This window comes from Dolosigranulum pigrum ATCC 51524 (assembly GCF_000245815.1).
Classification (GTDB): domain Bacteria; phylum Bacillota; class Bacilli; order Lactobacillales; family Carnobacteriaceae_A; genus Dolosigranulum; species Dolosigranulum pigrum.
Genome location: NZ_JH601104.1, coordinates 316,659 through 338,609, shown reverse-complemented (window position 1 = coordinate 338,609; position 21,951 = coordinate 316,659). Strand labels below are relative to the sequence as shown.

Annotated in this window: 11 protein-coding genes, 3 tRNA genes, 3 rRNA genes and 1 pseudogene; 16 read left to right on the top strand and 2 right to left on the bottom strand. The window is 41.5% G+C overall.

Annotated features, from left to right (window positions below; genetic code table 11):
- The 6 genes from HMPREF9703_RS08510 to HMPREF9703_RS08485 all read left to right on the top strand — a co-directional run.
- Positions 1–1,330: ribosomal RNA gene (locus HMPREF9703_RS08510) — 16S ribosomal RNA — on the top strand; the annotation flags it as partial.
- A gap of 257 nt (positions 1,331–1,587) precedes the next feature.
- Positions 1,588–4,491 (top strand): 23S ribosomal RNA (locus HMPREF9703_RS08505).
- Between the two features lie 78 nt (positions 4,492–4,569).
- Positions 4,570–4,685, top strand: a 5S ribosomal RNA gene (gene rrf / locus HMPREF9703_RS08500).
- Between the two features lie 14 nt (positions 4,686–4,699).
- A tRNA-Val gene (locus tag HMPREF9703_RS08495) sits at positions 4,700–4,772 on the top strand.
- A gap of 9 nt (positions 4,773–4,781) precedes the next feature.
- A tRNA-Lys gene (locus tag HMPREF9703_RS08490) sits at positions 4,782–4,854 on the top strand.
- A gap of 23 nt (positions 4,855–4,877) precedes the next feature.
- Positions 4,878–4,951, top strand: a tRNA-Arg gene (locus tag HMPREF9703_RS08485).
- Positions 4,952–5,024: 73 nt separating this feature from the next.
- Here HMPREF9703_RS08485 and HMPREF9703_RS09315 read toward each other — a convergent pair.
- Positions 5,025–5,279 (bottom strand): annotated as a pseudogene (locus tag HMPREF9703_RS09315) (tyrosine-type recombinase/integrase); the annotation flags it as partial.
- 708 nt (positions 5,280–5,987) lie between these two features.
- On the opposite strand from HMPREF9703_RS09315, the gene HMPREF9703_RS08475 reads away from it, so the two are divergent.
- From HMPREF9703_RS08475 to HMPREF9703_RS08455, 5 genes are all read left to right on the top strand, one after another.
- The gene (locus HMPREF9703_RS08475) at positions 5,988–6,920 is read left to right on the top strand and encodes an ABC transporter ATP-binding protein (protein ID WP_004637043.1); all 933 of its coding nucleotides are present in this window, start codon (positions 5,988–5,990) and stop codon (positions 6,918–6,920) included.
- Positions 6,917–7,672, top strand: a complete 756-nt coding sequence (locus HMPREF9703_RS08470; RefSeq protein ID WP_004637042.1) for an ABC transporter permease — start codon at positions 6,917–6,919, stop codon at positions 7,670–7,672. Before HMPREF9703_RS08475 ends, HMPREF9703_RS08470 begins: the two co-directional genes overlap by 4 nt.
- Positions 7,673–7,674: 2 nt before the next feature.
- The gene (locus HMPREF9703_RS08465; RefSeq protein ID WP_004637041.1) at positions 7,675–8,469 is read left to right on the top strand and encodes an ABC transporter permease; all 795 of its coding nucleotides are present in this window, start codon (positions 7,675–7,677) and stop codon (positions 8,467–8,469) included.
- Positions 8,470–8,650: 181 nt separating this feature from the next.
- Positions 8,651–10,444 (top strand): ABC transporter ATP-binding protein, encoded by a 1,794-nt coding sequence (locus HMPREF9703_RS08460; protein WP_004637040.1) that lies wholly within the window; start codon positions 8,651–8,653, stop codon positions 10,442–10,444.
- Positions 10,444–12,228, top strand: a complete 1,785-nt coding sequence (locus tag HMPREF9703_RS08455) for an ABC transporter ATP-binding protein (RefSeq protein ID WP_004637039.1) — start codon at positions 10,444–10,446, stop codon at positions 12,226–12,228. Before HMPREF9703_RS08460 ends, HMPREF9703_RS08455 begins: the two co-directional genes overlap by 1 nt.
- 240 nt (positions 12,229–12,468) lie before the next feature.
- Here the strand turns inward: HMPREF9703_RS08455 and HMPREF9703_RS08450 are convergent, their stop codons facing one another.
- Positions 12,469–13,665, bottom strand: a complete 1,197-nt coding sequence (locus HMPREF9703_RS08450; RefSeq protein WP_004637038.1) for a M20 metallopeptidase family protein — start codon at positions 13,663–13,665, stop codon at positions 12,469–12,471.
- Between the two features lie 306 nt (positions 13,666–13,971).
- Between HMPREF9703_RS08450 and HMPREF9703_RS08445 the strand changes: the two genes are divergently transcribed.
- The 5 genes from HMPREF9703_RS08445 to HMPREF9703_RS08425 all read left to right on the top strand — a co-directional run bounded on the left by HMPREF9703_RS08445 (position 13,972) and on the right by HMPREF9703_RS08425 (position 21,943).
- Positions 13,972–14,397: a CopY/TcrY family copper transport repressor gene (locus HMPREF9703_RS08445; protein WP_040377077.1), complete on the top strand. Its 426-nt coding sequence runs from the start codon at positions 13,972–13,974 to the stop codon at positions 14,395–14,397.
- 116 nt (positions 14,398–14,513) lie between these two features.
- Positions 14,514–16,985, top strand: a complete 2,472-nt coding sequence (locus HMPREF9703_RS08440; protein ID WP_004637036.1) for a heavy metal translocating P-type ATPase — start codon at positions 14,514–14,516, stop codon at positions 16,983–16,985.
- Positions 16,986–17,164: 179 nt separating this feature from the next.
- Complete coding sequence (locus HMPREF9703_RS08435; protein WP_004637035.1) at positions 17,165–18,250, top strand: hypothetical protein; 1,086 nt, start codon at positions 17,165–17,167, stop codon at positions 18,248–18,250.
- A gap of 23 nt (positions 18,251–18,273) precedes the next feature.
- Positions 18,274–18,846, top strand: a complete 573-nt coding sequence (locus HMPREF9703_RS08430) for a DNA-3-methyladenine glycosylase I (protein WP_004637034.1) — start codon at positions 18,274–18,276, stop codon at positions 18,844–18,846.
- Between the two features lie 205 nt (positions 18,847–19,051).
- Positions 19,052–21,943, top strand: coding sequence for a DEAD/DEAH box helicase (locus tag HMPREF9703_RS08425; protein ID WP_004637033.1), 2,892 nt, complete (start codon positions 19,052–19,054; stop codon positions 21,941–21,943).
- Positions 21,944–21,951: the final 8 nt, after the last annotated feature.

The window sequence follows — 21,951 nt, the reverse complement described above, 5'->3', positions numbered from 1 at the left end:
TGCTACCACTCATGGATAGCCTCGCGGCGTATTAGCTAGTTGGTAAGGTAATGGCTTACCAAGGCAGTGATACGTAGCCGACTTGAGAGGGTGATCGGCCACACTGGGACTGAGACACGGCCCAGACTCCTACGGGAGGCAGCAGTAGGGAATCTTCCACAATGGGTGCAAACCTGATGGAGCAATGCCGCGTGAGTGAAGAAGGTCTTCGGATCGTAAAGCTCTGTTGTTAGAGAAGAACACGTGCTAGGTAACTACTAGCGCCTTGACGGTATCTAACCAGAAAGTCACGGCTAACTACGTGCCAGCAGCCGCGGTAATACGTAGGTGACAAGCGTTGTCCGGATTTATTGGGCGTAAAGGGAGCGCAGGCGGTCTGTTTAGTCTAATGTGAAAGCCCACGGCTTAACCGTGGAACGGCATTGGAAACTGACAGACTTGAATGTAGAAGAGGAAAATGGAATTCCAAGTGTAGCGGTGGAATGCGTAGATATTTGGAGGAACACCAGTGGCGAAGGCGATTTTCTGGTCTAACATTGACGCTGAGGCTCGAAAGCGTGGGGAGCGAACAGGATTAGATACCCTGGTAGTCCACGCTGTAAACGATGAGTGCTAAGTGTTGGGGGCTTTCCGGCCCTCGGTGCTGGAGCTAACGTATTAAGCACTCCGCCTGGGGATTACGACCGCAAGGTTGAAACTCAAAAGAATTGACGGGGACCCGCACAAGCGGTGGAGCATGTGGTTTAATTCGAAGCAACGCGAAGAACCTTACCAGCTCTTGACATCTTCTGACAACTCTAGAGATAGAGCGTTCCCTTCGGGGACAGAATGACAGGTGGTGCATGGTTGTCGTCAGCTCGTGTCGTGAGATGTTGGGTTAAGTCCCGTAACGAGCGCAACCCTTGTTGTTAGTTGCCAGCATTAAGTTGGGCACTTTAACGAGACTGCCGGTGATAAACCGGAGGAAGGCGGGGATGACGTCAAATCATCATGCCCCTTATGAGCTGGGCTACACACGTGCTACAATGGATGGTACAACGAGCAGCGATCCCGCAAGGGCTAGCTAATCTTTCAAAGCCATTCTCAGTTCGGATTGCACTCTGCAACTCGAGTGCATGAAGTCGGAATCGCTAGTAATCGCGAATCAGAATGTCGCGGTGAATCCGTTCCCGGGTCTTGTACACACCGCCCGTCACACCACGAGAGTTTGAAACACCCGAAGTCGGCCGGCCAACCCTATGGGAGGCAGCCGTCGAAGGTGGGTTGAATGATTGGGGTGAAGTCGTAACAAGGTAGCCGTATCGGAAGGTGCGGCTGGATCACCTCCTTTCTAAGGATACTGCCATTAGGGCAGACGGAACCTTGTACATCGTGTTCTTTTGTTTAGTTTTGAAGGATGTATGCCTTCAAAATTGTTCTTTGAAAACTGAATAGTTGAATCGACATTTAATTTATAAATTATTTGAAGACAACACCGAGACATAATCATTAGTTTGATTTAAAACGTTGAAAAGAGTCTATTTATTAAGTTTAATAAATGAGAGTAACAATTTTTTAACGCTACACATATGCTTAACTTAACCAGACGGTTAAGTGAATAAGGGCGTACGGTGAATGCCTTGGTACTAGGAGCCGATGAAGGACGGGACGAACACCGATATGCTCCGGGGAACTGTAAGTAAGTTTTGATCCGGAGATTTCCGAATGGGGCAACCCACCATATTGAGAAGTATGGTATATACTAAGTGAATACATAGCTTAGTGTAAGGGACACGCGGTGAACTGAAACATCTCAGTAGCTGCAGGAAGAGAAAACAAATGTGATTCCCATAGTAGCGGCGAGCGAAATGGGAAGAGGCCAAACGATCATGCTTGCATGATCGGGTTGTAGGACTCAAGAATGGACGATTGTTGTTAGTTGAACACGTTGGAGAGCGTGGCCAAAGAAGGTGACAGCCCTGTAGGTGAAAACAACATGAACCAATGAGGATCCTGAGTACGGCGGAACACGAGAAATTCCGTCGGAATCAGCCGGGACCATCCGGCAAGCCTAAATACTACCTAGTGACCGATAGTGAACCAGTACCGTGAGGGAAAGGTGAAAAGAACCCCGGAAGGGGAGTGAAAAGCACTTGAAACCGTATGCTTACAAGTAGTCAGAGCCCGTTAATGGGTGATGGCGTACCTTTTGTAGAATGGACCGGCGAGTGACGATTTCATGCAAGGTTAATCTGAAGAAGAGGAGCCGCAGCGAAAGCGAGTCTGAATAGGGCGTGCAGTATGAGGTCGTCGACCCGAAACCAGGTGACCTACCCATGTGCAGGGTGAAGGTGCGGTGAAACGCACTGGAGGCCCGAACCCACGTATGTTGAAAAATGCGGGGATGACGTGTGGGTAGCGGTGAAATTCCAATCGAACCTGGAGATAGCTGGTTCTCTCCGAAATAGCTTTAGGGCTAGCCTCGGATGATGCATCGTGGAGGTAGAGCGACTGTTTGGACGAGGGCCCCTTGCGGGGTACCGAATCCTGATAAACTCCGAATGCCACAGATGTTAATCCGGGAGTCACACTGCGAGTGATAAGATCCGTAGTGGAAAGGGAAACAACCCAGACCGTCGGCTAAGGTCCCCAAATCCTTGTTAAGTGGAAAAGGATGTGGGGCTGCTTAGACAACTAGGATGTTGGCTTAGAAGCAGCCATCATTTAAAGAGTGCGTAATAGCTCACTAGTCGAGTGGCCCTGCGCCGAAAATTTACCGGGGCTAAACAAGGTACCGAAGCCACGGATAGAACCTTTGGTTCTATGGTAGGAGAGCGTTCTAATCAGCATAGAAGCCTGACTGTGAAGACAGGTGGAGCGATTAGAAGTGAGAATGCCGGTATGAGTAGCGAAAGACAGGTGAGAATCCTGTCCACCGAATGACTAAGGTTTCCTGGGGAAGGCTCGTCCTCCCAGGGTTAGTCGGGACCTAAGCTGAGGCCGAACGGCGTAGGCGATGGTCAACAGGTTGATATTCCTGTACCAGTTTCTTTTGTTTGACCGATGGAGGGACGCAGCAGGCTAAGATATGCCCACTGATGGATGTGGGTGCAAATAATAAGTCTGGCGATGAGTCAAATGCTTATCGCTAAGGAGAAGTTATGACGCGGAGGGAAGTACAGTACCGAAGTATCTGACGTCACACTGCCAAGAAAAGCTTCTAGGGAGAAAGCAACTGCCCGTACCGCAAACCGACACAGGTAGTCGAGATGAGAATTCTAAGGTGAGCGAGCGAACTCTCGTTAAGGAACTCGGCAAAATGACCCCGTAACTTAGGGAGAAGGGGTGCTAACGCAAGTTAGCCGCAGTGAATAGGCCCAGGCGACTGTTTACCAAAAACACAGGTCTCTGCTAATTCGAAAGAAGATGTATAGGGGCTGACACCTGCCCGGTGCTGGAAGGTTAAGAGGACAAGTTAGCGTATGCGAAGCTTTGAATTGAAGCCCCAGTAAACGGCGGCCGTAACTATAACGGTCCTAAGGTAGCGAAATTCCTTGTCGGGTAAGTTCCGACCCGCACGAAAGGTGTAACGATCTGGGCACTGTCTCAACGAGAGACTCGGTGAAATTATAGTACCTGTGAAGATGCAGGTTACCCGCGACAGGACGAAAAGACCCCATGGAGCTTTACTGTAGCTTGATATTGAGTGTCTGTACGGTTTGTACAGGATAGGTAGGAGCCATTGAACTCTGGACGCCAGTCTAGAGGGAGGCATTGGTGGGATACTACCCTCACCGTATGGCCACTCTAACTCGCGCCCCTTAACGGGGTGGAAGACAGTGTCAGGTGGGCAGTTTGACTGGGGCGGTCGCCTCCTAAACAGTAACGGAGGCGCCCAAAGGTTCCCTCAGAATGGTTGGAAATCATTCGTAGAGTGTAAAGGCAGAAGGGAGCTTGACTGCGAGACTTACAAGTCGAGCAGGGACGAAAGTCGGGCTTAGTGATCCGGTGGTTCCGCATGGAAGGGCCATCGCTCAACGGATAAAAGCTACCCTGGGGATAACAGGCTTATCTCCCCCAAGAGTTCACATCGACGGGGAGGTTTGGCACCTCGATGTCGGCTCATCGCATCCTGGGGCTGGAGTTGGTCCCAAGGGTTGGGCTGTTCGCCCATTAAAGCGGTACGCGAGCTGGGTTCAGAACGTCGTGAGACAGTTCGGTCTCTATCCGTCGCGGGCGTTGGAAATTTGAAGATAGCCATCCTTAGTACGAGAGGACCGGGATGGACGCACCGCTGGTGTACCAGTTGTCATGCCAATGGCATAGCTGGGTAGCTATGTGCGGGAAGGATAAGCGCTGAAAGCATCTAAGCGTGAAGCCCCCTTTAAGATGAGATTTCCCATTCCTATAAGGAAGTAAGACCCCTGAAAGAAGATCAGGTCGATAGGCTCGAAGTGGAAGTGTGGTGACATACGGAGCGGACGAGTACTAATCGGTCGAGGACTTAACCAAATGGTTGGTTAAGCATAGGATCGGTGAAGGATTCAAAGAGTGATTCAACTATTTAGTTTTGAGAGAGCAATATGAGTGTGTGGTGATGATGGCAAGAAGGACCCACCTGTTCCCATACCGAACACAGAAGTTAAGCTTCTTAGCGCCGAGGATAGTGACGGGTTTCCCGTTGTGAAAGCCGGACGTTGCCACGCACTCTATATATTACGGAGGTTTAGCTCAGTTGGGAGAGCATCTGCCTTACAAGCAGAGGGTCACAGGTTCAAGTCCTGTAACCTCCATCCTAATAAGGGCCATTAGCTCAGCTGGCAGAGCATTTGACTTTTAATCAAAGGGTCGCTGGTTCGAATCCAGCATGGCTCATTCTAATAAGACCATATTATTACGCACCGTTGGCTCAACTGGATAGAGCATCTGACTTCGGATCAGAGGGTTAAGGGTTCGAATCCTTTACGGTGCGCTTGAGACCTTACAATCTTTATGGTTGTAAGGTTTTTCTGTATTTATAAGAGGGAAATGTAAGAAGTTTTGTATTAATTTTGCATTGTATATTCATTTATCTCACCTATTATTTCACTAGCTTTGTTACTTTCTACTTGACCCATTTCATCTAAAATATGACTATAATGATCCAATGTAATACTAACTCGTGAATAACCTAATCTTTTAGAGATATAATGAATACTTATTCCTTGAAATAATAATATTGAGCAGTGTATATGACGTAAAGAGTGAAAGCTTATTTCTTGTATATTTGCTCGAGCACATGCACGACGCAATACTTTGTTAACTGCATTATAAGTAAATTAATAGTTGGTTCATCTATGACTATAGTTCTTTTTGATGTATCACTTTTAGTATCTTTGAATTTCCTGGAATATGAATGATCAAAAGATCGATTGACTCGTAATATTTTTTGATTAAAGTTTATGCCTTCCCAAGATAGTCCTAACACCTTACTAAATCTTAATCCTGCTGCCAAACCAATTAAACACATATAACGAGAATCCCAAGTGAGTTTGAGATTTTTTAAGCTCTTTGATTAGACGTATTGATTCTTCATAACTAATATATTTTTCTATTTCTGGTTTTCTTGGTTTAGTTCCTCTAAGCTTTACTTTATACGTCGGATTTTTTATAATTAAATTTTATGCGACGACAAAAGATAGACATTCATTAATTAATGAGTGTCTTTTTTTTAACTGTTGCAGTAGTACGTCCATCACCTAATTCATTGATAAATTGTTGCCGATTTATTTTTTTATTTAGTTTATTTTAAGAAAAAATTAATTTAAAATAAAAGTTGATAAACAATTATTAATAGTTTATGATAGATTTAGAAATATATTTCTAAAAAATGTACGAGTAAAAAGTATACTGTAGATTAAGTTTAATTAGAAAGAATTATTATGAACAACATAATTCTAATAAGAGGGAGAGGATGTTTATCGTACTTAGAGAAATAGAAAACATATTACAAAAAGGAGAACAACAGAATGATCATTCTTGAGAATGTCAATAAACAATATACAATCAAGTCCGGTTTTATTCATAAAAATATCCAAACGGTAGATGCATTAAAACATATTAACTTAACGATCGATAAAGGCGAAACAATCGGGTTAATTGGCCTAAATGGTGCCGGTAAGTCGACACTATTGAAATTAATATTGGGTATTTTAACGCCTAATGATGGTTCGGTGAAGCTATTTGGAAAGACGCCAGTGGATCATCGGAAATTACTTATGAAAGATGTCGGAGTGGTTTTTGGACAAAGACCCCAATTAAGATGGGATGTCTCACCGAAAGATGCCTATGATTTAAATAAGGAAATCTACAAAATTGATACAGAACAATACCAGAAAAACTTACATTACTATGCTGATAAATTGCGGGTGAAGGATTTTTGGGATCGGCCTGTGCGGACATTGAGTTTAGGACAAAAAATGCGGGCAGATCTATTGGCGGCGCTGCTCCACAATCCATCCTTATTGATTTTGGATGAGCCCACGATTGGGATGGATGTAGTCAGTAGAAATGTCATGTTAGAATTAATAAAAGAATTAAAACAACAAGTCACCATCCTATTTACTTCGCACAATTTATCAGATGTATACGAATTATGTGATCGATTTGTTATTTTAAATCATGGGCAAGTTGTCATCGATGAGAAAAAATCAGTCATCAGTCAACGGATCGGTTTTGTGTCTATTCAGGTCACTATTGCGGAAAGTACTTTAAATTTTGAACCCGCAAACTTTTCTATTACAAAAGCAAATGATTATGAATATAGGATTGAAGATATCCCTAAAGAACAGCTGAAAAAAGTGCTAAATGACTTGTATGAACGTAACACGATAGAAGAATTATCTATTCAAAACAATAATTTGGAGGCGATACTGAATCAATTAGAAGGAGCGAATGTATGAAGCAGTTAATCAAAATAGGCATCAAAAAAATTACGAATTATACGGACTACTTAACTATTTTGCTGCTTAAAAATATAATTTATTTACTTGTTCAGTGGGCATTGTGGACAACTATTTTAAGATATGATGATAGTTTAGGAAGCATTCACTCAATAATGAGTTATTTTTTGATCGTTCAAGGGTTAGAGACCCTCTATCCGTATACAAGTATGGATGTTAGTGATGATATTAAAAGTGGCGATATTATTAATAAGTTATGTAAGCCGGTCTCGCTGGTTCAACAATATTTTTATGAAGCATTCGGGTCATCTATCACCAAGTTTTGTACAGTAGTAGGGGTTAATTTTATTGCGCTAATCTTTTTTGCCCAATCTATATCGGGCACTAAATTATTAGGTCTATTCCTCTTAATAATTGCCGGATACCTGCTTAATTTTTCAATCGAATTACTATTTGGCTCGATTGCTTTTTTTACACAGAGTATTTGGGGCATTGAGTCATTAAAATCTGCGGTTAAAGTGATCTTTGCCGGCAGTATCGTTCCGATTTATTATTACCCGAAGTGGTTAGTTCAGATTGCAAATTTACTTCCTTTTTCCTATACACAAGGGAATATCGCTGCCTACTTTAATGGAGAACGCACATTGTTTTCGATATTAGGGATTCAAGTGATTTATGTGGTGGTATTTATGTTAGGAGCTCAGATGATTTTGCGATATGGGCTACGTCAGTTATCAATTAACGGAGGATAGAGATGTCTGTTATTAAAGATTATACACGTTTATTTTTTTGCATGCTTCGTATCAATATTAAGGGCTTGAAGTCATATGGACAAGATTTTTTCGTCGGTATTATTGCGATGATTATAAAAAATATAGCCAATATCATTGGGGTATTTATGATTTATGAGATTATTCCGGTCATTAATGGGTGGTCCTTGCCAGAGTTATTATTTTTATATGCCTTCTCAACGATTAGTTTTTCATTTTGGCGCTGTCTCTTTATGAATACATTAAATGTGTCGTACTATGTGAGGAATGGTGAACTGGATTCTTTTTTAATTAAACCCATTGATCCGTTGTTTCAAATATTTATGGAAGGGTTCGATGATGATGCTTGGGGTGACTTGCTAGTAGGATTTATTGTATGCATGATGGCTATGGCACAACTGCAACTGCCATGGTGGGTCTTCTTACTTGTGGTTATTACCGGTCTGTTTTCAAGTCTAATCTTTGCCAGCTTTTCTATAATGGGCTCGCTTTTATCGCTTAAAGTTGCCCGCGGTAGTGATTTATCCGATATGCCGTACATTGTGTTTGACTTAATTAGATATCCAATTTCAATTTACGGCCAAGCGATGTACAACGTATTTGTGTTCTTTTTCCCCATCGCCTGGATTAGTTACTTACCGGCCAAAGCCTTAATCACCGATCAAAGTCAAGGGATTTTGTTTTCAGGTATAAGTATAGGGATATCATTGGGGCTCTTTGTCTTGTGTTATGTCATATGGTCTTCTTACTTAAAGCATTATCGCAGCACAGGAACATAGTTAAAGCATAATACGAGCCAAACCTTTAATCTAAGAAATATCCATGTTATATCAGTAAGTAAGAGGATGTTTGAGTTTGGTATTAATTGTGGATACAGTGATCAAAAAACATCTTATGAGGAATTATTTATGGGACACTACCAACATTAACTTTAACATTAACAATGATAAGGATTAGATCATGCAATTAAAACAAAGGCAATATAAAGCTATTGATGTATTGAAAATAGGCTATGATGTGAGTAAACCCCTGATACTATGTTTGTTATTCTTTACTATTGTTGAAGCTATCGTATCAACGTTTGTCGTTGCACTGACAACAGCGAATTTTATTGAGCGTGCCGAGTTAATTTTTTCAGGGAGAGTAGAGATGACAAGTATTTATCCGTCAATGATTATTTTGTTGGCGACATTAGGTGTTATGACGTTTTCGGGGAACCTCGTGGCACTTATCCATTCAAGCATAAAAAATAAGTTAGAACAAGAGATGCTGCCACTAATCATAGATAAGCAAATAACGCTTGCATACAAATACGTAGAAACTGATGACTATTGGGAATTAAGTGATCGACTATTAAATGAGATGTCTGAATACGTGATGGATGGCATTTCAGCTTATATGAGTTTAATACATGTTGGTGTAGCTATGTCGTCAATTATACTACTAATTACCCAGCAATTGTGGTGGGCGGGAATCATTGTATTGATGTTTTCTTGTCCACTTATTGTGGTAGCCATGTGGGCAGGCCGGCATAACTATGCCGCTAAAGTGGCAACGAAGGAATATGAGCACCGCTATAGTTATTATTCTGACGAGATGTTGACGAATCGAGAAGTTGTGGAAGAACGAACTCTTTTTGATTATACACAAAAGATAACCGATCACTATTATCATTTTTTTGAAAAAGCTCGTGATATCCAATTAGCCGTTCTGTTAAAAACTAAAGTAGTAATGAAACTAACCGGGACACTTCCTATAATAGTTGCTGGGATAACTGGCGGATTATTTATACCACTTGTGATAGCCGGGCAAATGAATCCAGGAATATTTATCGGGATTATTGCCGCATTATTTGGGTTGGTTGATATTTTAGGAGAAGGTTTGCAAGAAGCAGTCAAGCATCTTGCCGAAGCAAGAGAATTTATGAATGATTTGACTACTTTGATGACATGGGAGAGTGTAGCGGGGGTACTGGACTTACCAGATAAGGACCCGTTAACATTTAATACGTTAGAGTTCATAAATGTTAGTTTTAAATATCCGAAAACAGATAAATACGTGCTAAAGAATGTGTCATTCAAATTAGAAAGTGGTCAACGGTATGCATTTGTTGGGGCGAATGGTGCGGGAAAAACAACCCTCACAAAATTATTAACAGGATTATATGATGAATATGAGGGAGACATTTTAATTAATGGGAAGCAGCTTCGATTGTATAAACCATCCACTATAAAATCTTTGTTTTCGGTCGTCTATCAACAGTTTTCAAAATATCAAATTTCATTGAAAGATAATATTGCATTAGGACGTATTTCACAGGATGTGACGGATGCTCATATCCAACAGACAGCCATTCAAGCTGGCTTGGAAGAAACCCTCCATCAGTTAAATCAAGAGATGAGTACGTTGTTAGGAAAAATTCATGAAAATGGTGTTGATCTTTCGGGAGGGCAGTGGCAAAAATTAGCAATTGCAAGATCGTTAATAAGTCCAGCACCGATTAAAATTATGGATGAACCGACAGCAGCATTAGATCCATTATCAGAAAACCAGTTATATCAAACATTTGCACAATTGATGGAAGGGAAAACGACTATTTTAATTACTCATCGGTTAGGATCTGTTAAATTAGTAGATAAAATCTTTGTACTCGAGGCGGGACGTTTGGTCGAACACGGTACGCATTCGCAATTAATGCAGCATCAGGGATTATACCGGTACATGTTTAATGAACAGGAAGGGTGGTATCAGTAGTGAAGACGAATAACCCATATAATAATCGATCTATTATTGTACGATCTATCTTTGATTATTTTAATAAAGCACCGTTGATGGGGCTTGTTGAGCAAAGTGTCGCCCTTATCCGTGGGTTATTGTGGGGCGGTAGTATCTATACCACTCAAAAATTATTTGATTCACTCCTAAACTATGAAGCACAGTCTTATCGGATAATAATGAGTTGGTTTATCGTGGTGATCATGATTTTATTTCTGCAACAACTACTGGGTGGCCTGAGTAGCTATTTATTAAGCCATGTGTCTTATACTAATATGGGGAAATATATGGTAGAATTTCAGCAGAAAATTGGGCAAATACCGCCTGAAAAATTTGAGGATTCAGTATTTCTAGATCAATTAAATAAGGCAAAAGAATGTATTGAATATGAAAGTCTAGGGCATTTTTCATCTATTTGTTTGCAAGTGATCACGTATTATAGTGTCTTTTTAGTAGCTGTAGGGATTTATTTATTTTCATTATCTCCTGTACTTCTTATTGTAATCCTTCTAGGGTTTGTGCCTGCAATATGGGGAAAATTTAGTCAACGTAATGCCTTTGAGCAATTAGAAGAAAAAAATGTACGTACCCGTAGACAATATGATTATTATAAAAAAACATTAGTTGGTACTGCCGCTTATCAAGAAACACGGTTATTAGGAGCAGCTAATTATTTTAGAAAACGGTTTGTCCAAACACTGACAGTGATGACTCAAAATAAATGGTACACTGAACGAAACATTGCAGTGAAACAGATGGGGTTAGATATCGTTTCTTTTTTGGGATTAGGGCTATCACTGTATATACTCGTCATCTTTACCTTAGATGGGCAGATGACTATTGGAGCATTTGCATCTGTTTTTATAGCGTTAACCCATATTTTTTCGATTATTGATGAGATGTTGTCTGTGTATCTTAAAAATGGGAATAAATTAATGGTTGAAGTCGCTAATTTTTATCGATTTATGGATATCAATGAACCTCAAAAAGAAAAGAGGGTCCCTAATCTAGAGGAAGGCATTCAGTTAAAAGCGGTCAGTTTTTCTTATCCGCATACGAAGCGATATGCAGTAGAGAATCTATCACTAACTGTCAATCCAGGAGAAACAATCGCAATTGTTGGCGAAAATGGTTCAGGGAAATCAACATTGGTTAAATTGATGACAGGACTGTATCTACCGACGAGTGGAAGCGTTGAAGTAGGGGGTTGTGATACCCGTCTAGTGGAACCGACTATGTTATTTAGTCAAATAAGTGCTATCTTCCAAAATTATGGTCGATATAAATTAACGCTAGAAGAAAATGTTCGAATAAGTGATCTAAATGGTGAGCTGAATACAGATCAAGTACAAAAAGTACTCCAAGAGGTCGATTTTCCACAACATATACGACATGAACAAATGTTGTCTCCAGAGTTTGGAGGAATTGACTTGTCGGGAGGATTATGGCAACGATTATCAATCGCACGAGGTCTGTATAGACATCATAATTTAATTGTACTGGACGAACCGACAGCAGCGATTGATCCGATCGAAGAGGCCAAACTGTATCGTATGTTTGACAAGGTGTCTCAAGGGAAAACCGCTATATTAGTGACGCATCGATTAGGGTCCGTTAAATTAGCTGATCGTATTATCGTCATGCATCATGGACGTATAGATGATATCGGAACCCATTCAGAGTTAATAGCTAAACAAGGAAAATATGCCCATATGTGGGATGCGCAAGCCAGCTGGTATGAGCATGGGAATACAATAACTTAGAGTTGTTCAATAATATGTAATTGAAAAAGACTATTGGGTTACTTTTATCTTAGACTATCTATTTAATGAAAATAAATGGAGGTATTAATGAAGTTAGTAATAGCAGAAAAGCCAAGTGTAGCAGTTACAATTGCAAAAGTATTATCGATTAGAGAGTTATTGTATATTAGTTGAAGAGGGATAGAAGAGATGTGTATAGGTAATAAAAAACCAAGCTACTAAAGCTTGGTTTTTTGCGTGTTAATTTAAGTAATCGAAGGTGATTTTGATGAAGGCGGCAACGGCTAGGTGGAGTTTAGATTCGTCGATATCGAACTTGGGATGGTGATGGCCGTGAAATTTGCCGTCAATGATCCCCGGATTGTGGATGAAGAAATAAGTTCCAGGGGCTTGTTGTAAGAAGCAAGCCATGTCTTCGCCTCCCATGAGTGGTTTCTCTAATCGGTTGAGATGAGTTTCACTGAATAATTCGGCTAGTGAATGGTAGACGTCTTCAGTGACTTGATTATCATTAATTAAAGCGGGATACATATCGGTATAGGTGAGATTACAGTCAAGGTCCATTGTTGCTCCGATGCCTAGACAGATTTGTTTTAAGCGATCTTTAATGCGTTGGCGAACTGTTTCATTCAGCGTACGAACAGTTCCTTCCACGAACACACGCTCGGGAATGATGTTATGATTGGTGCCGCCTTGCACGCGAGTAATGGAGATAACAGCAGGTTCAATGGCGGGAATGTTTCGAGATTTAATGGTTTGAATAGCGGTGATTAATTGTCCTAGAGCAGCAATGGGATCATGTGAGCTCTCAGGATAGGCGCCGTGGTACCCTTGACCAGTTATTTCGATTGAAAAAATATCAGGTGCTGCCATCAATGGGCCTGATTTCAAGTTAAAGGTTCCGGTGCTTTCAGGAGATATGGCACCTTGATGTGCGCCAATGACCCGAGTAACAGTGGGATTCTCCATGACTCCTTCATCAATCATCGGCTGGGCCCCACCTGGACTCTCTTCGCCGGGTTGGAATAATAATTTAACGGTACCACTGAATTGATCACGGTGAGCTTGGAGTAGCTTAGCGACACCAAGCAAGACAGCTGTGTGTCCGTCATGTCCGCAAGCATGCATGTTATCATTGATCGAGCTAAATGCTAGTCCTGTCTCTTCTTTAATCGGCAGACCATCCATGTCAGCCCGAATCGCTAAAACCCGCTCAGACGGTGCATTCTTCGTGCCTACGATGGTTGCGACAATGGCATTGCCGTTTACGTAAGAGTCGTCATAGGTCACTTCTAATTTGTCCAAAATATGCGTTACAAATCCGACAGTCTGAGGCAATTCTAAGCCTAATTCAGGGATTTGGTGTAAGGCGCGGCGCCACTGAATAATATCTGACTCGATTTGTCTTGTTTCTGCTAAGATATCAATTGTTCCCATAAAATCATCTCCTATATTATGCCTATTGTATCATAGCATGAGGAAAAATTCTATCGTGGCTCTATTGAACTAATAGGAGTTGTTAGCGAAAAGGAGAAGAAACACATATAAATCGATTTATTGTTTACGAATGTAGACGAATGTGTTATACTAGAATTGAAGTTGATAAAGAAGGAGCGATTAGTTATGCAGCCAGTTGATATTACTGCTTCAGAATGGGAAGTGATGTATAAATTAATTTATTGTTTACAAATGTAGACAAACGTGTTATACTATATGTAACGTTAGATGAGAGAGGAGCGAAGAATGATGCTTGCAGTTGATATTACTGCTTCAGAATGGGAAGTGATGCGCGTCGTCTGGGCAAAAGAACAGACAACGAGTGCGACTATTATTAAGGTATTATCACAAGAGATGAATTGGAAAGATTCGACGATTAAGACGCTGATTGGACGGCTCAAGGATAAAGGATTATTGGATGCTGAGCGTGATGGTCGAGGCTTTGTCTACCGACCGACAGTGAGTCAGCAGGATATGATATTGAAATCTGGAGAGCAGTGGCTAGATCGTATCTGCAGTACAAAAGTAGGCGGTGTACTAGCAGAATTGATCAAAACTTCTGAGTTGAGTCAAGATGACTTAGACCAGATCATCCAAGTAGCTCAGGCGAAAAAAGCAGATGCACCAAAAAAGATAACTTGCCAGTGTATTCCAGGTCAGTGTAGCTGTTAGGATGACAGAGCGATTAGCATAAAATTTTTTAAACAATAAAACTACAAATGTAAACGAAATAAAAATCAACTTTAGAGGATTACTCATACAGTATAACGACTGAAAGGAGAATAATTATGTCAGAGACAAAAACATATGAGATTGAGGGAATGAATTGTGCGTCGTGTGCGCAGACGATTCAAGACGCGGCGAATAAGTTAAGTGGTGTGATCGAAGCGACTGTCAACTTCGCCAGTGAGAAGATTAAGGTGGAGTATGATGAGAGCTTCACGATTGACGCGTTGGAGGCGGCTGTTGATGAGGCGGGGTATACATTAGTTGTACCTCAAGATGCGACGAAAATTTTCCTCATTGAAGGGATGACGTGTGCTTCTTGTGCGCAATCAATCGAAGGTGCCGTGAGTGATATAGACGGTGTAACGGAAGCCTCAGTCAACTTAGCGAGTGAGAAGATGACGGTGACCTATGATCCGCTGAAAGTATCGGTGCGTGATATTATCGATGAAGTGGACAACACCGGCTATCATGCCAAAATCCAACAAAAAGATACCGCTGATGAAGAAACATCTGAAGCGAAATTTTCAAAAGAAGCAGACTACAAAAAACGGACCATTATTGGCTTCTTATTCATGATTCCGTTGATGATTTTTTCAATGGCACCGATGTTCGGTGTTAACTTGCCGTCAGCTGTTAATCCCATGACCAGTCCGTTGAACTTCGCGCTGGTGCAACTCGTGATGACACTACCGGTGATGTATACTGGTATTCCTTATTATAAACAAGGGTTCAAGACGCTGCTAGCCGGCCACCCGAATATGAATGCGCTGATCGGCTTGGGAACTGGGGCAGCCTTCCTGTACTCGCTCGGTGCAACAATGGGTATCTGGATGTACGGCAATCATGAATTAGCAATGGGTCTGTACTTCGAGACGACGACGATGATTCTAGCCTTGCACTCACTAGGCAAATATATGGAAGAGCGATCGAAAGGTAAAATGAACGAAGCAGTCCAATCATTGATGAATTTGGCAGCTAAGACAGCTCGCATCGTTCATGATGATCAAGAAGAGGAAGTCCCCGTCGAGCAAGTTGCTCCGGGTGATATTATTCGTGTTCGTCCGGGAGAGAAGCTTCCCGTTGACGGAATTGTGGTTGAGGGACGGACTGCGGTTGATGAATCGATGTTAACCGGCGAAAGCATCCCTGTTGAGAAAGAAGCCGGCTCGGAAGTCATCGGAGCTAGTATCAACCAGAACGGCTCAATCGATTACCGTGCGACCAAAGTAGGCGATGATACCGCTCTAAGTCAGATTATTACGTTAGTCGAAGAAGCACAAGGCTCGAAAGCACCGATTGCGAACATGGCGGATATTGTGACCAAGTATTTCGTGCCGACTGTGATAGCACTGGCCTTAATCAGCAGTCTACTCTGGTTCTTCGCGGGTCAAAGTTTTATCTTCTCATTATCGATCGCGATTTCAGTTTTAGTGATTGCTTGTCCATGTGCACTTGGCTTGGCTACACCTACTGCTATTATGGTTGGAACGGGTAAAGGTGCTGAACATGGCGTCCTCATTAAGTCGGGAGAAGCGCTTGAGAACATTCACGATGTCGATACCGTTGTGTTCGATAAGACCGGAACATTGACCAAAGGGGAACCAGAACTGACCGATATTATCCCGGCTGAGCCAGTTAACGTAAGTGAAGCAGAATTGCTAAGCCTTGCAGCCTCTGCTGAAAAAGGCTCAGAACATTCCTTAGCACAAGCGATTGTAGACGCTGCTAAAGAACGCAACTTGACACTACAAGACACTACAGATTTCGAGGCCATTCCGGGACGTGGGATTCAAGCACGTGTGGACGGACAATTGATTTACTTCGGAAACCAAAAACTGATGACTGAACAAACTATTGATTTATCAGATGCTATCTTAGATCAGTCGGACCAATTAGCCGATGAAGGGAAGACACCGATGTACTTGGCTAATGAAGACGGCTTGTTGGCCATTATTGCAGTGGCCGATGTCTTAAAACCAAGCAGCCGTGAAGCGATTGATTCCTTGCACAAAAAAGGCATCGAAGTGGTCATGCTAACGGGTGATAACGAACGGACAGCCCAAGCAGTGGCGGCTGAAGCAGGAATTGACGGCGTATTTGCTGAAGTCTTACCGAGTGACAAGTCTGACAAAATCATTGAACTACAAGAACAAGGCAAAAAAGTGGCGATGGTTGGTGACGGGATTAACGACGCACCAGCTCTAGCTCAAGCAGATATCGGGATTGCGATTGGCTCTGGTACCGATGTCGCGGTCGACTCAGCCGATGTCGTCTTAATGAAAGATGACACGCGAGAAGTGAACACGACGATCGAATTATCCAATGCCACGCTAAAAAATATTAAGCAAAATTTATTTTGGGCCTTTGCGTACAACATACTAGGCATTCCTGTGGCGATGGGGGTACTCTATCTCTTCGGTGGCCCGCTGTTGAGCCCTGAGATAGCTGCGATTGCGATGAGCTTCAGTTCTGTCTCCGTCTTACTGAACGCCTCACGCTTGAAGACCTTCACTCCAAGTAAAGCAAAATAATAGCTTAAACGAAATAACTTAGCCAAGAACCACATGTCAGAGCAGGCAGGTGGTTCTTTGGGTTACATACGAATTAACCAGGGAGAATAGTTGTCAACGCTTTAAACATTGTGTAGAATAAAGAAGAGTCTACTTATTGATTAGATGATCAACTCAGTTATTAGAGGAAGGTGTATTATATGACAACAGCCTATATGCCGTTTAGCTTTCGGCGGATTCCGATTACCCAAGTGGCATTAATTAATTTCAAGAAAGATCCTGATGTGCAGTACCATGCATTCGAGGTGCACTTAATTGAAGTAGACGACCAACAACAATTTCAAGTGCTTGCTTGGCGTAGTGACGGCTATAAGGATATCTATCATCAGCCGGGGATTATCTTCAACGAACAAGAACTCGAATTAATTGTTGGCGGACAAGGATTGGGTAAGATTATTCCGACTGAATTTGATATGATTTATTTTTATGAAGAAGCGCATCATGTGCGTCTAGGCTTTAGCTTCGATGACAGTGAAGGGCGAGCGATTACCTTCCAACTCGATGAAGATGTGACGACAAATCCGCACGAACTGTCCTGGATTCCGTCCATTGGTAGTCAGATGAAGCAACCCAAATCACTCCCCTTATTCTTCTTATATCAGTTCGACTTTGTACGGAAGAAGAAGAGCAATGTCTCGCTAATCATTGATGGCAACACGCATCAGATTGATCCATGTACGTTCCCTAAGATGTTAAAATTGCGCTGGAATATTCAATACTCAATGAATACGATGGCGACCATCTTTAATGAAACCAGACATACAGCGATTCAAGAAGTTGCGATTGATGAAGAGGGAATAGCGCGAGAAGGGGACAAGGAATATCGTTATGTCGATGTGGAGGGTCATCATCACCTACAATCTATTCGCTTAGATTCACCAACAGCGCCGATTACGATTACATTCGATCCGCCATTTCCAGATAAGTCTGAATTATTAGAACATAAGCCGCACTTCGGAGAGTTCTACATCGAACCAGCTGGCAATCTAGGTACCTTGAAGGGCCGCTATAACGTCACTCGCCAGAAGAAAAAAGCACCGATTAGCTTAACGTTCCACGAGAGTTGGCGACCGAAGAAAGATAGTCTATACTCAAAACTAATTAAAGGGATGTCTAACAATGAAGTCACGGAATGGTTCCAGTCGCATCAATGTATGGAAATCGTTGACCTGGAGAAGCAGGAAGTTGATGTGAAGTGGAATCGGGTCAATCCGAACCGGCGTTAATTGTTAATATAAGGGGGATTGTAATGGAAAGATGTCAATGGGTAACGGATCAAGCACGTTATATCGCTTATCATGACGAGGAATGGGGGCGACCAACGCGAGATGACCGTGAGCTCTTCGAATTGCTTTGTCTGGAAGGTGCCCAAGCAGGTCTGAGCTGGTGGAACATTCTGAAGCGACGCGACGCTTACCGTGAGGCCTTCGATCAGTTCGACCCAGCCAAGATCAGGCAATACGATGAGGCCAAAATCGAGCAACTCTTAGCGAATGAGGGGATCATCCGCAACCGCTTGAAAATCGAAAGTGTCATCAAAAATGCGAAAGCATACGAGCGAGTCACTGAGCGCTGTGGCTCTTTCTCAGCTTACATTTGGCAGTTCGTAGAGAATGAACCAATCCAGAACGCTTGGGAACATCCAGAAGAAGTTCCGGCCACTACTGAGCTCAGCACTCGCATGAGTAAACAAATGAAAAAGGACGGCTTCTCGTTTGTCGGCCCGACCATTTGTTATGCCTACATGCAATCAGCCGGTTTAGTGAACGATCACTTAACTCGTTGCTGGTGCTACGAACCCGTCAAAGCCTTAAGTGAATAACACACACGGTCCCTTACCAGGGGCCGTTTTTAAAATAGGGAGAAATAAACCTCTACAAAATAATAGTTGCTTACGGAACAAAAGACCGTTAGAATGGAAATAGAGTGGAAGAGAATAACATTGATATTATGCTAATCTAACGCTTCTCATTGTAAGTGGGACTTATACATAAATGAATAGTTAAAGAAGAAGGGATCAAGCGCCCATGACGAATAAGAATCAGTTTGAAAATCAATTAAGGGAGTCATTACAATATGGCTTTATCAATCATAAACAATATCAGGACAAATTATATTCACCCAAGATAGTACTTAATAAAAGAGAAACCGGTGAAAATGTGCTGACAGAAATTCAAGAGCAGTTAGAAACATGTCGTACATTTACCTTTAATGTAGCGTTTATTACCGAAGATGGTATTGCGATGCTAAAGACGCAATTAGCAGATTTATCACGAAAAGGTGTCCACGGTCGGTTAATTATTTCACCGTATTTGGATTTTAATGATCCTGATGTGTTAAGAGGCTTGTTGAAGTTTGATAATATTGAAGTGAGAATGACTAAAAAAGAGAAGAACATGCATGCGAAGGTATACTTCTTCGAGAAGGAGCAAGAAAATGTTGTCATTGCAGGAAGTTCAAATTTAACAGGTCGAGCCTTGAAATTAAATTATGAGTGGAATGTGAAGCTGACATCGGCCCATGATGGTGATTATATTTACCAGACCAAGCAAGAATTGGATAAATTATGGGAAGCATCTGATCCGTTAACGTTTGAGGTAATTGAGGCATATGGTCGTAATCGGCAACCTTTAGTACGGTCAGAAATAAACTTATTAGAAGAAACAAGTAGTCAACCTAATTATTACGCAGTTCAACCCAATCAAATGCAAACAGAGGCGATTAAAGAATTAGCCGCTCTACGCAAGCAGGGCGCTAAGCGAGCGTTAGTTATTAGTGCAACAGGGACCGGGAAGACCTATATGTCAGCTTTTGATGTTCGTCAATACCAGCCGGATAAATTTTTATTCATTGTACACCGTGAACAGATTTTAAGACAAGCAGAAGCATCATTCCAAAAAGTGATTGGGTTTGATCCCGCTGATTCGTGCATTTATAAGAGTGGTATGGATATCTCTGATAAAAAATACATCTTTGCCACGATCCAAACATTACAGCGCAATGATAATATGACGCAAATTGCAGCAGATGCCTTTGATTATATACTTATTGACGAATCACACCGAGCAGGAGCAAGTGGTTATCGTAAGGTGCTTGATTATTTTACGCCAGATTTTTATCTAGGCATGACAGCGACACCTGAGCGAACAGATGATGAGAATATTTTTGAGTTATTTGACTATAATATTGCTTACGAAATTCGTCTGCAGGATGCATTGAATGAGAATATGTTAACACCATTTATGTACTATGGCGTAACAGAAATGATTGATTCAGATGGATATTTAGTGAACGAAGAGACCGATTTTAGCGATTTAGTAACCTCTAAGCGAGTAGATCACATCTTAGATAAAATTTATTATTATGAATCAGCGACTCAAAAAACACGCGGTTTGATGTTTTGTTCGCGCAAAGCAGAAGCCCACGAATTGTCGAAGCAGTTGAATGATCGTGGATTAAAGACAAGAGCATTGAGCGGCGATGATTCACAGGCAGTTAGAGATGAAGTTGTGCAAGAGTTGGAACAAGGCCAGCTTGATTATATTATTACGGTTGATATATTTAACGAAGGTGTAGATATTCCGAGTGTGAATCAAGTCGTGATGCTCCGAAATACCGAATCCAGTATTGTTTTTGTGCAACAGCTGGGACGTGGTTTGCGTAAGTATCCCGATAAAGAGTTTGTTACTGTAATTGATTTTATTGGGAATTATAAAAATAATTACATGATTCCCATGGCGCTGTTTGGAGATCAGTCATACAATAAAGATAATTACCGAAAAGATTTAGCCAATCGTAACCAAATTGACGGAATTACGACAGTCAACTTTGAAGAAATTGCTAAGAAACAAATTTTTGATTCGATTCAGAATACAAAATTATCTAGCATGGCTAACTTGAAAAAAGCTTATGCTGATTTGAAGCAACGGATCGGTCGAATTCCAATGTTGAAAGATTTTGTCATTCATCAGTCAATGGAACCACAAGTTATTTTTGATACGCGCTTCAGAAATCATAGTGAATTTATTGCCTATATGGAAAAAGAAAGAAATTATGGGTTTTCTTACAAAGAATTTGCGGGCCAAGTTCTATATTTTGTGACAAAGGAATTGATGAATGGGAAGCGACCACACGAATTAATCTTAATGAAAATGTTGATAGATCAGGACCAAGCAGTGGAAAAAGAAGCTTATTGCATAGAGTTGGAGAATTATAATGTTGCTTATAACCAAGACATTTTAGAATCGGTAGAAAATGTACTAGAACTCCACTTTTTTAAATCAACTGATCAGAAAAAATATGGTGGAGACTGGTTTGTTGTGACTTCAGACAGCTATACATTAAATAATCAACTCAAGCAATTATTGGCAGATAATGCGTGGTTTACTGAATTAATGGTGGATGCCATTGAAGTCGGGCTGATGAATTCAGCTGACTTCCCAGCAGGTTACACAACATCACCACTTAAAATAGGTCAAAAATATTCACGAAAAGATGTTTCACGTCTGATGTGTTGGGACAGTGACGGAACATCTACTATGTTTGGGTATTCTTTAAATAATCAAATGGTGCCTATTTTTGTTAACTACCACAAGACGGATAAGACTAATGCAGAGATTCAATATGAAGATGCATTCATTAATCAGAGTATTCTTAAATGGTTCACCACATCGCGACGTACCTTGCAATCAAAAACGGAACGTAAAATTATTGAGCACCAAGAGCAGGGAATTGATTTACATTTATTTATTAAGAAGAGTGACTTAGATGATCCGGATCATTATTATTTAGGGCAAGTGGATGTGATGCCTGACACGCCTCAGCAGGAACGAGTTAATGGCCAAAACATTGTTACAATGGACTTGGCCTTACGAGAATCGGTTCCTTATGAGTTATTCCATTATTTTATTAATGAATAGAAAAAAGG

Excerpts from the sequence above, each read along its gene's own strand:
- HMPREF9703_RS08440 (WP_004637036.1), top strand. The coding sequence starts at position 14,514 with ATGTCAGAGACAAAAACATATGAGATTGAGGGAATGAATTGTGCGTCG.
- HMPREF9703_RS08465 (WP_004637041.1), top strand. The coding sequence starts at position 7,675 with ATGTCTGTTATTAAAGATTATACACGTTTATTTTTTTGCATGCTTCGT.
- HMPREF9703_RS08445 (WP_040377077.1), top strand. The coding sequence starts at position 13,972 with ATGATGCTTGCAGTTGATATTACTGCTTCAGAATGGGAAGTGATGCGC.
- HMPREF9703_RS08475 (WP_004637043.1), top strand. The coding sequence starts at position 5,988 with ATGATCATTCTTGAGAATGTCAATAAACAATATACAATCAAGTCCGGT.
- HMPREF9703_RS08425 (WP_004637033.1), top strand. The coding sequence starts at position 19,052 with ATGACGAATAAGAATCAGTTTGAAAATCAATTAAGGGAGTCATTACAA.
- HMPREF9703_RS08460 (WP_004637040.1), top strand. The coding sequence starts at position 8,651 with ATGCAATTAAAACAAAGGCAATATAAAGCTATTGATGTATTGAAAATA.
- HMPREF9703_RS08450 (WP_004637038.1), bottom strand. The coding sequence starts at position 13,665 with ATGGGAACAATTGATATCTTAGCAGAAACAAGACAAATCGAGTCAGAT.
- HMPREF9703_RS08430 (WP_004637034.1), top strand. The coding sequence starts at position 18,274 with ATGGAAAGATGTCAATGGGTAACGGATCAAGCACGTTATATCGCTTAT.
- HMPREF9703_RS08435 (WP_004637035.1), top strand. The coding sequence starts at position 17,165 with ATGACAACAGCCTATATGCCGTTTAGCTTTCGGCGGATTCCGATTACC.
- HMPREF9703_RS08470 (WP_004637042.1), top strand. The coding sequence starts at position 6,917 with ATGAAGCAGTTAATCAAAATAGGCATCAAAAAAATTACGAATTATACG.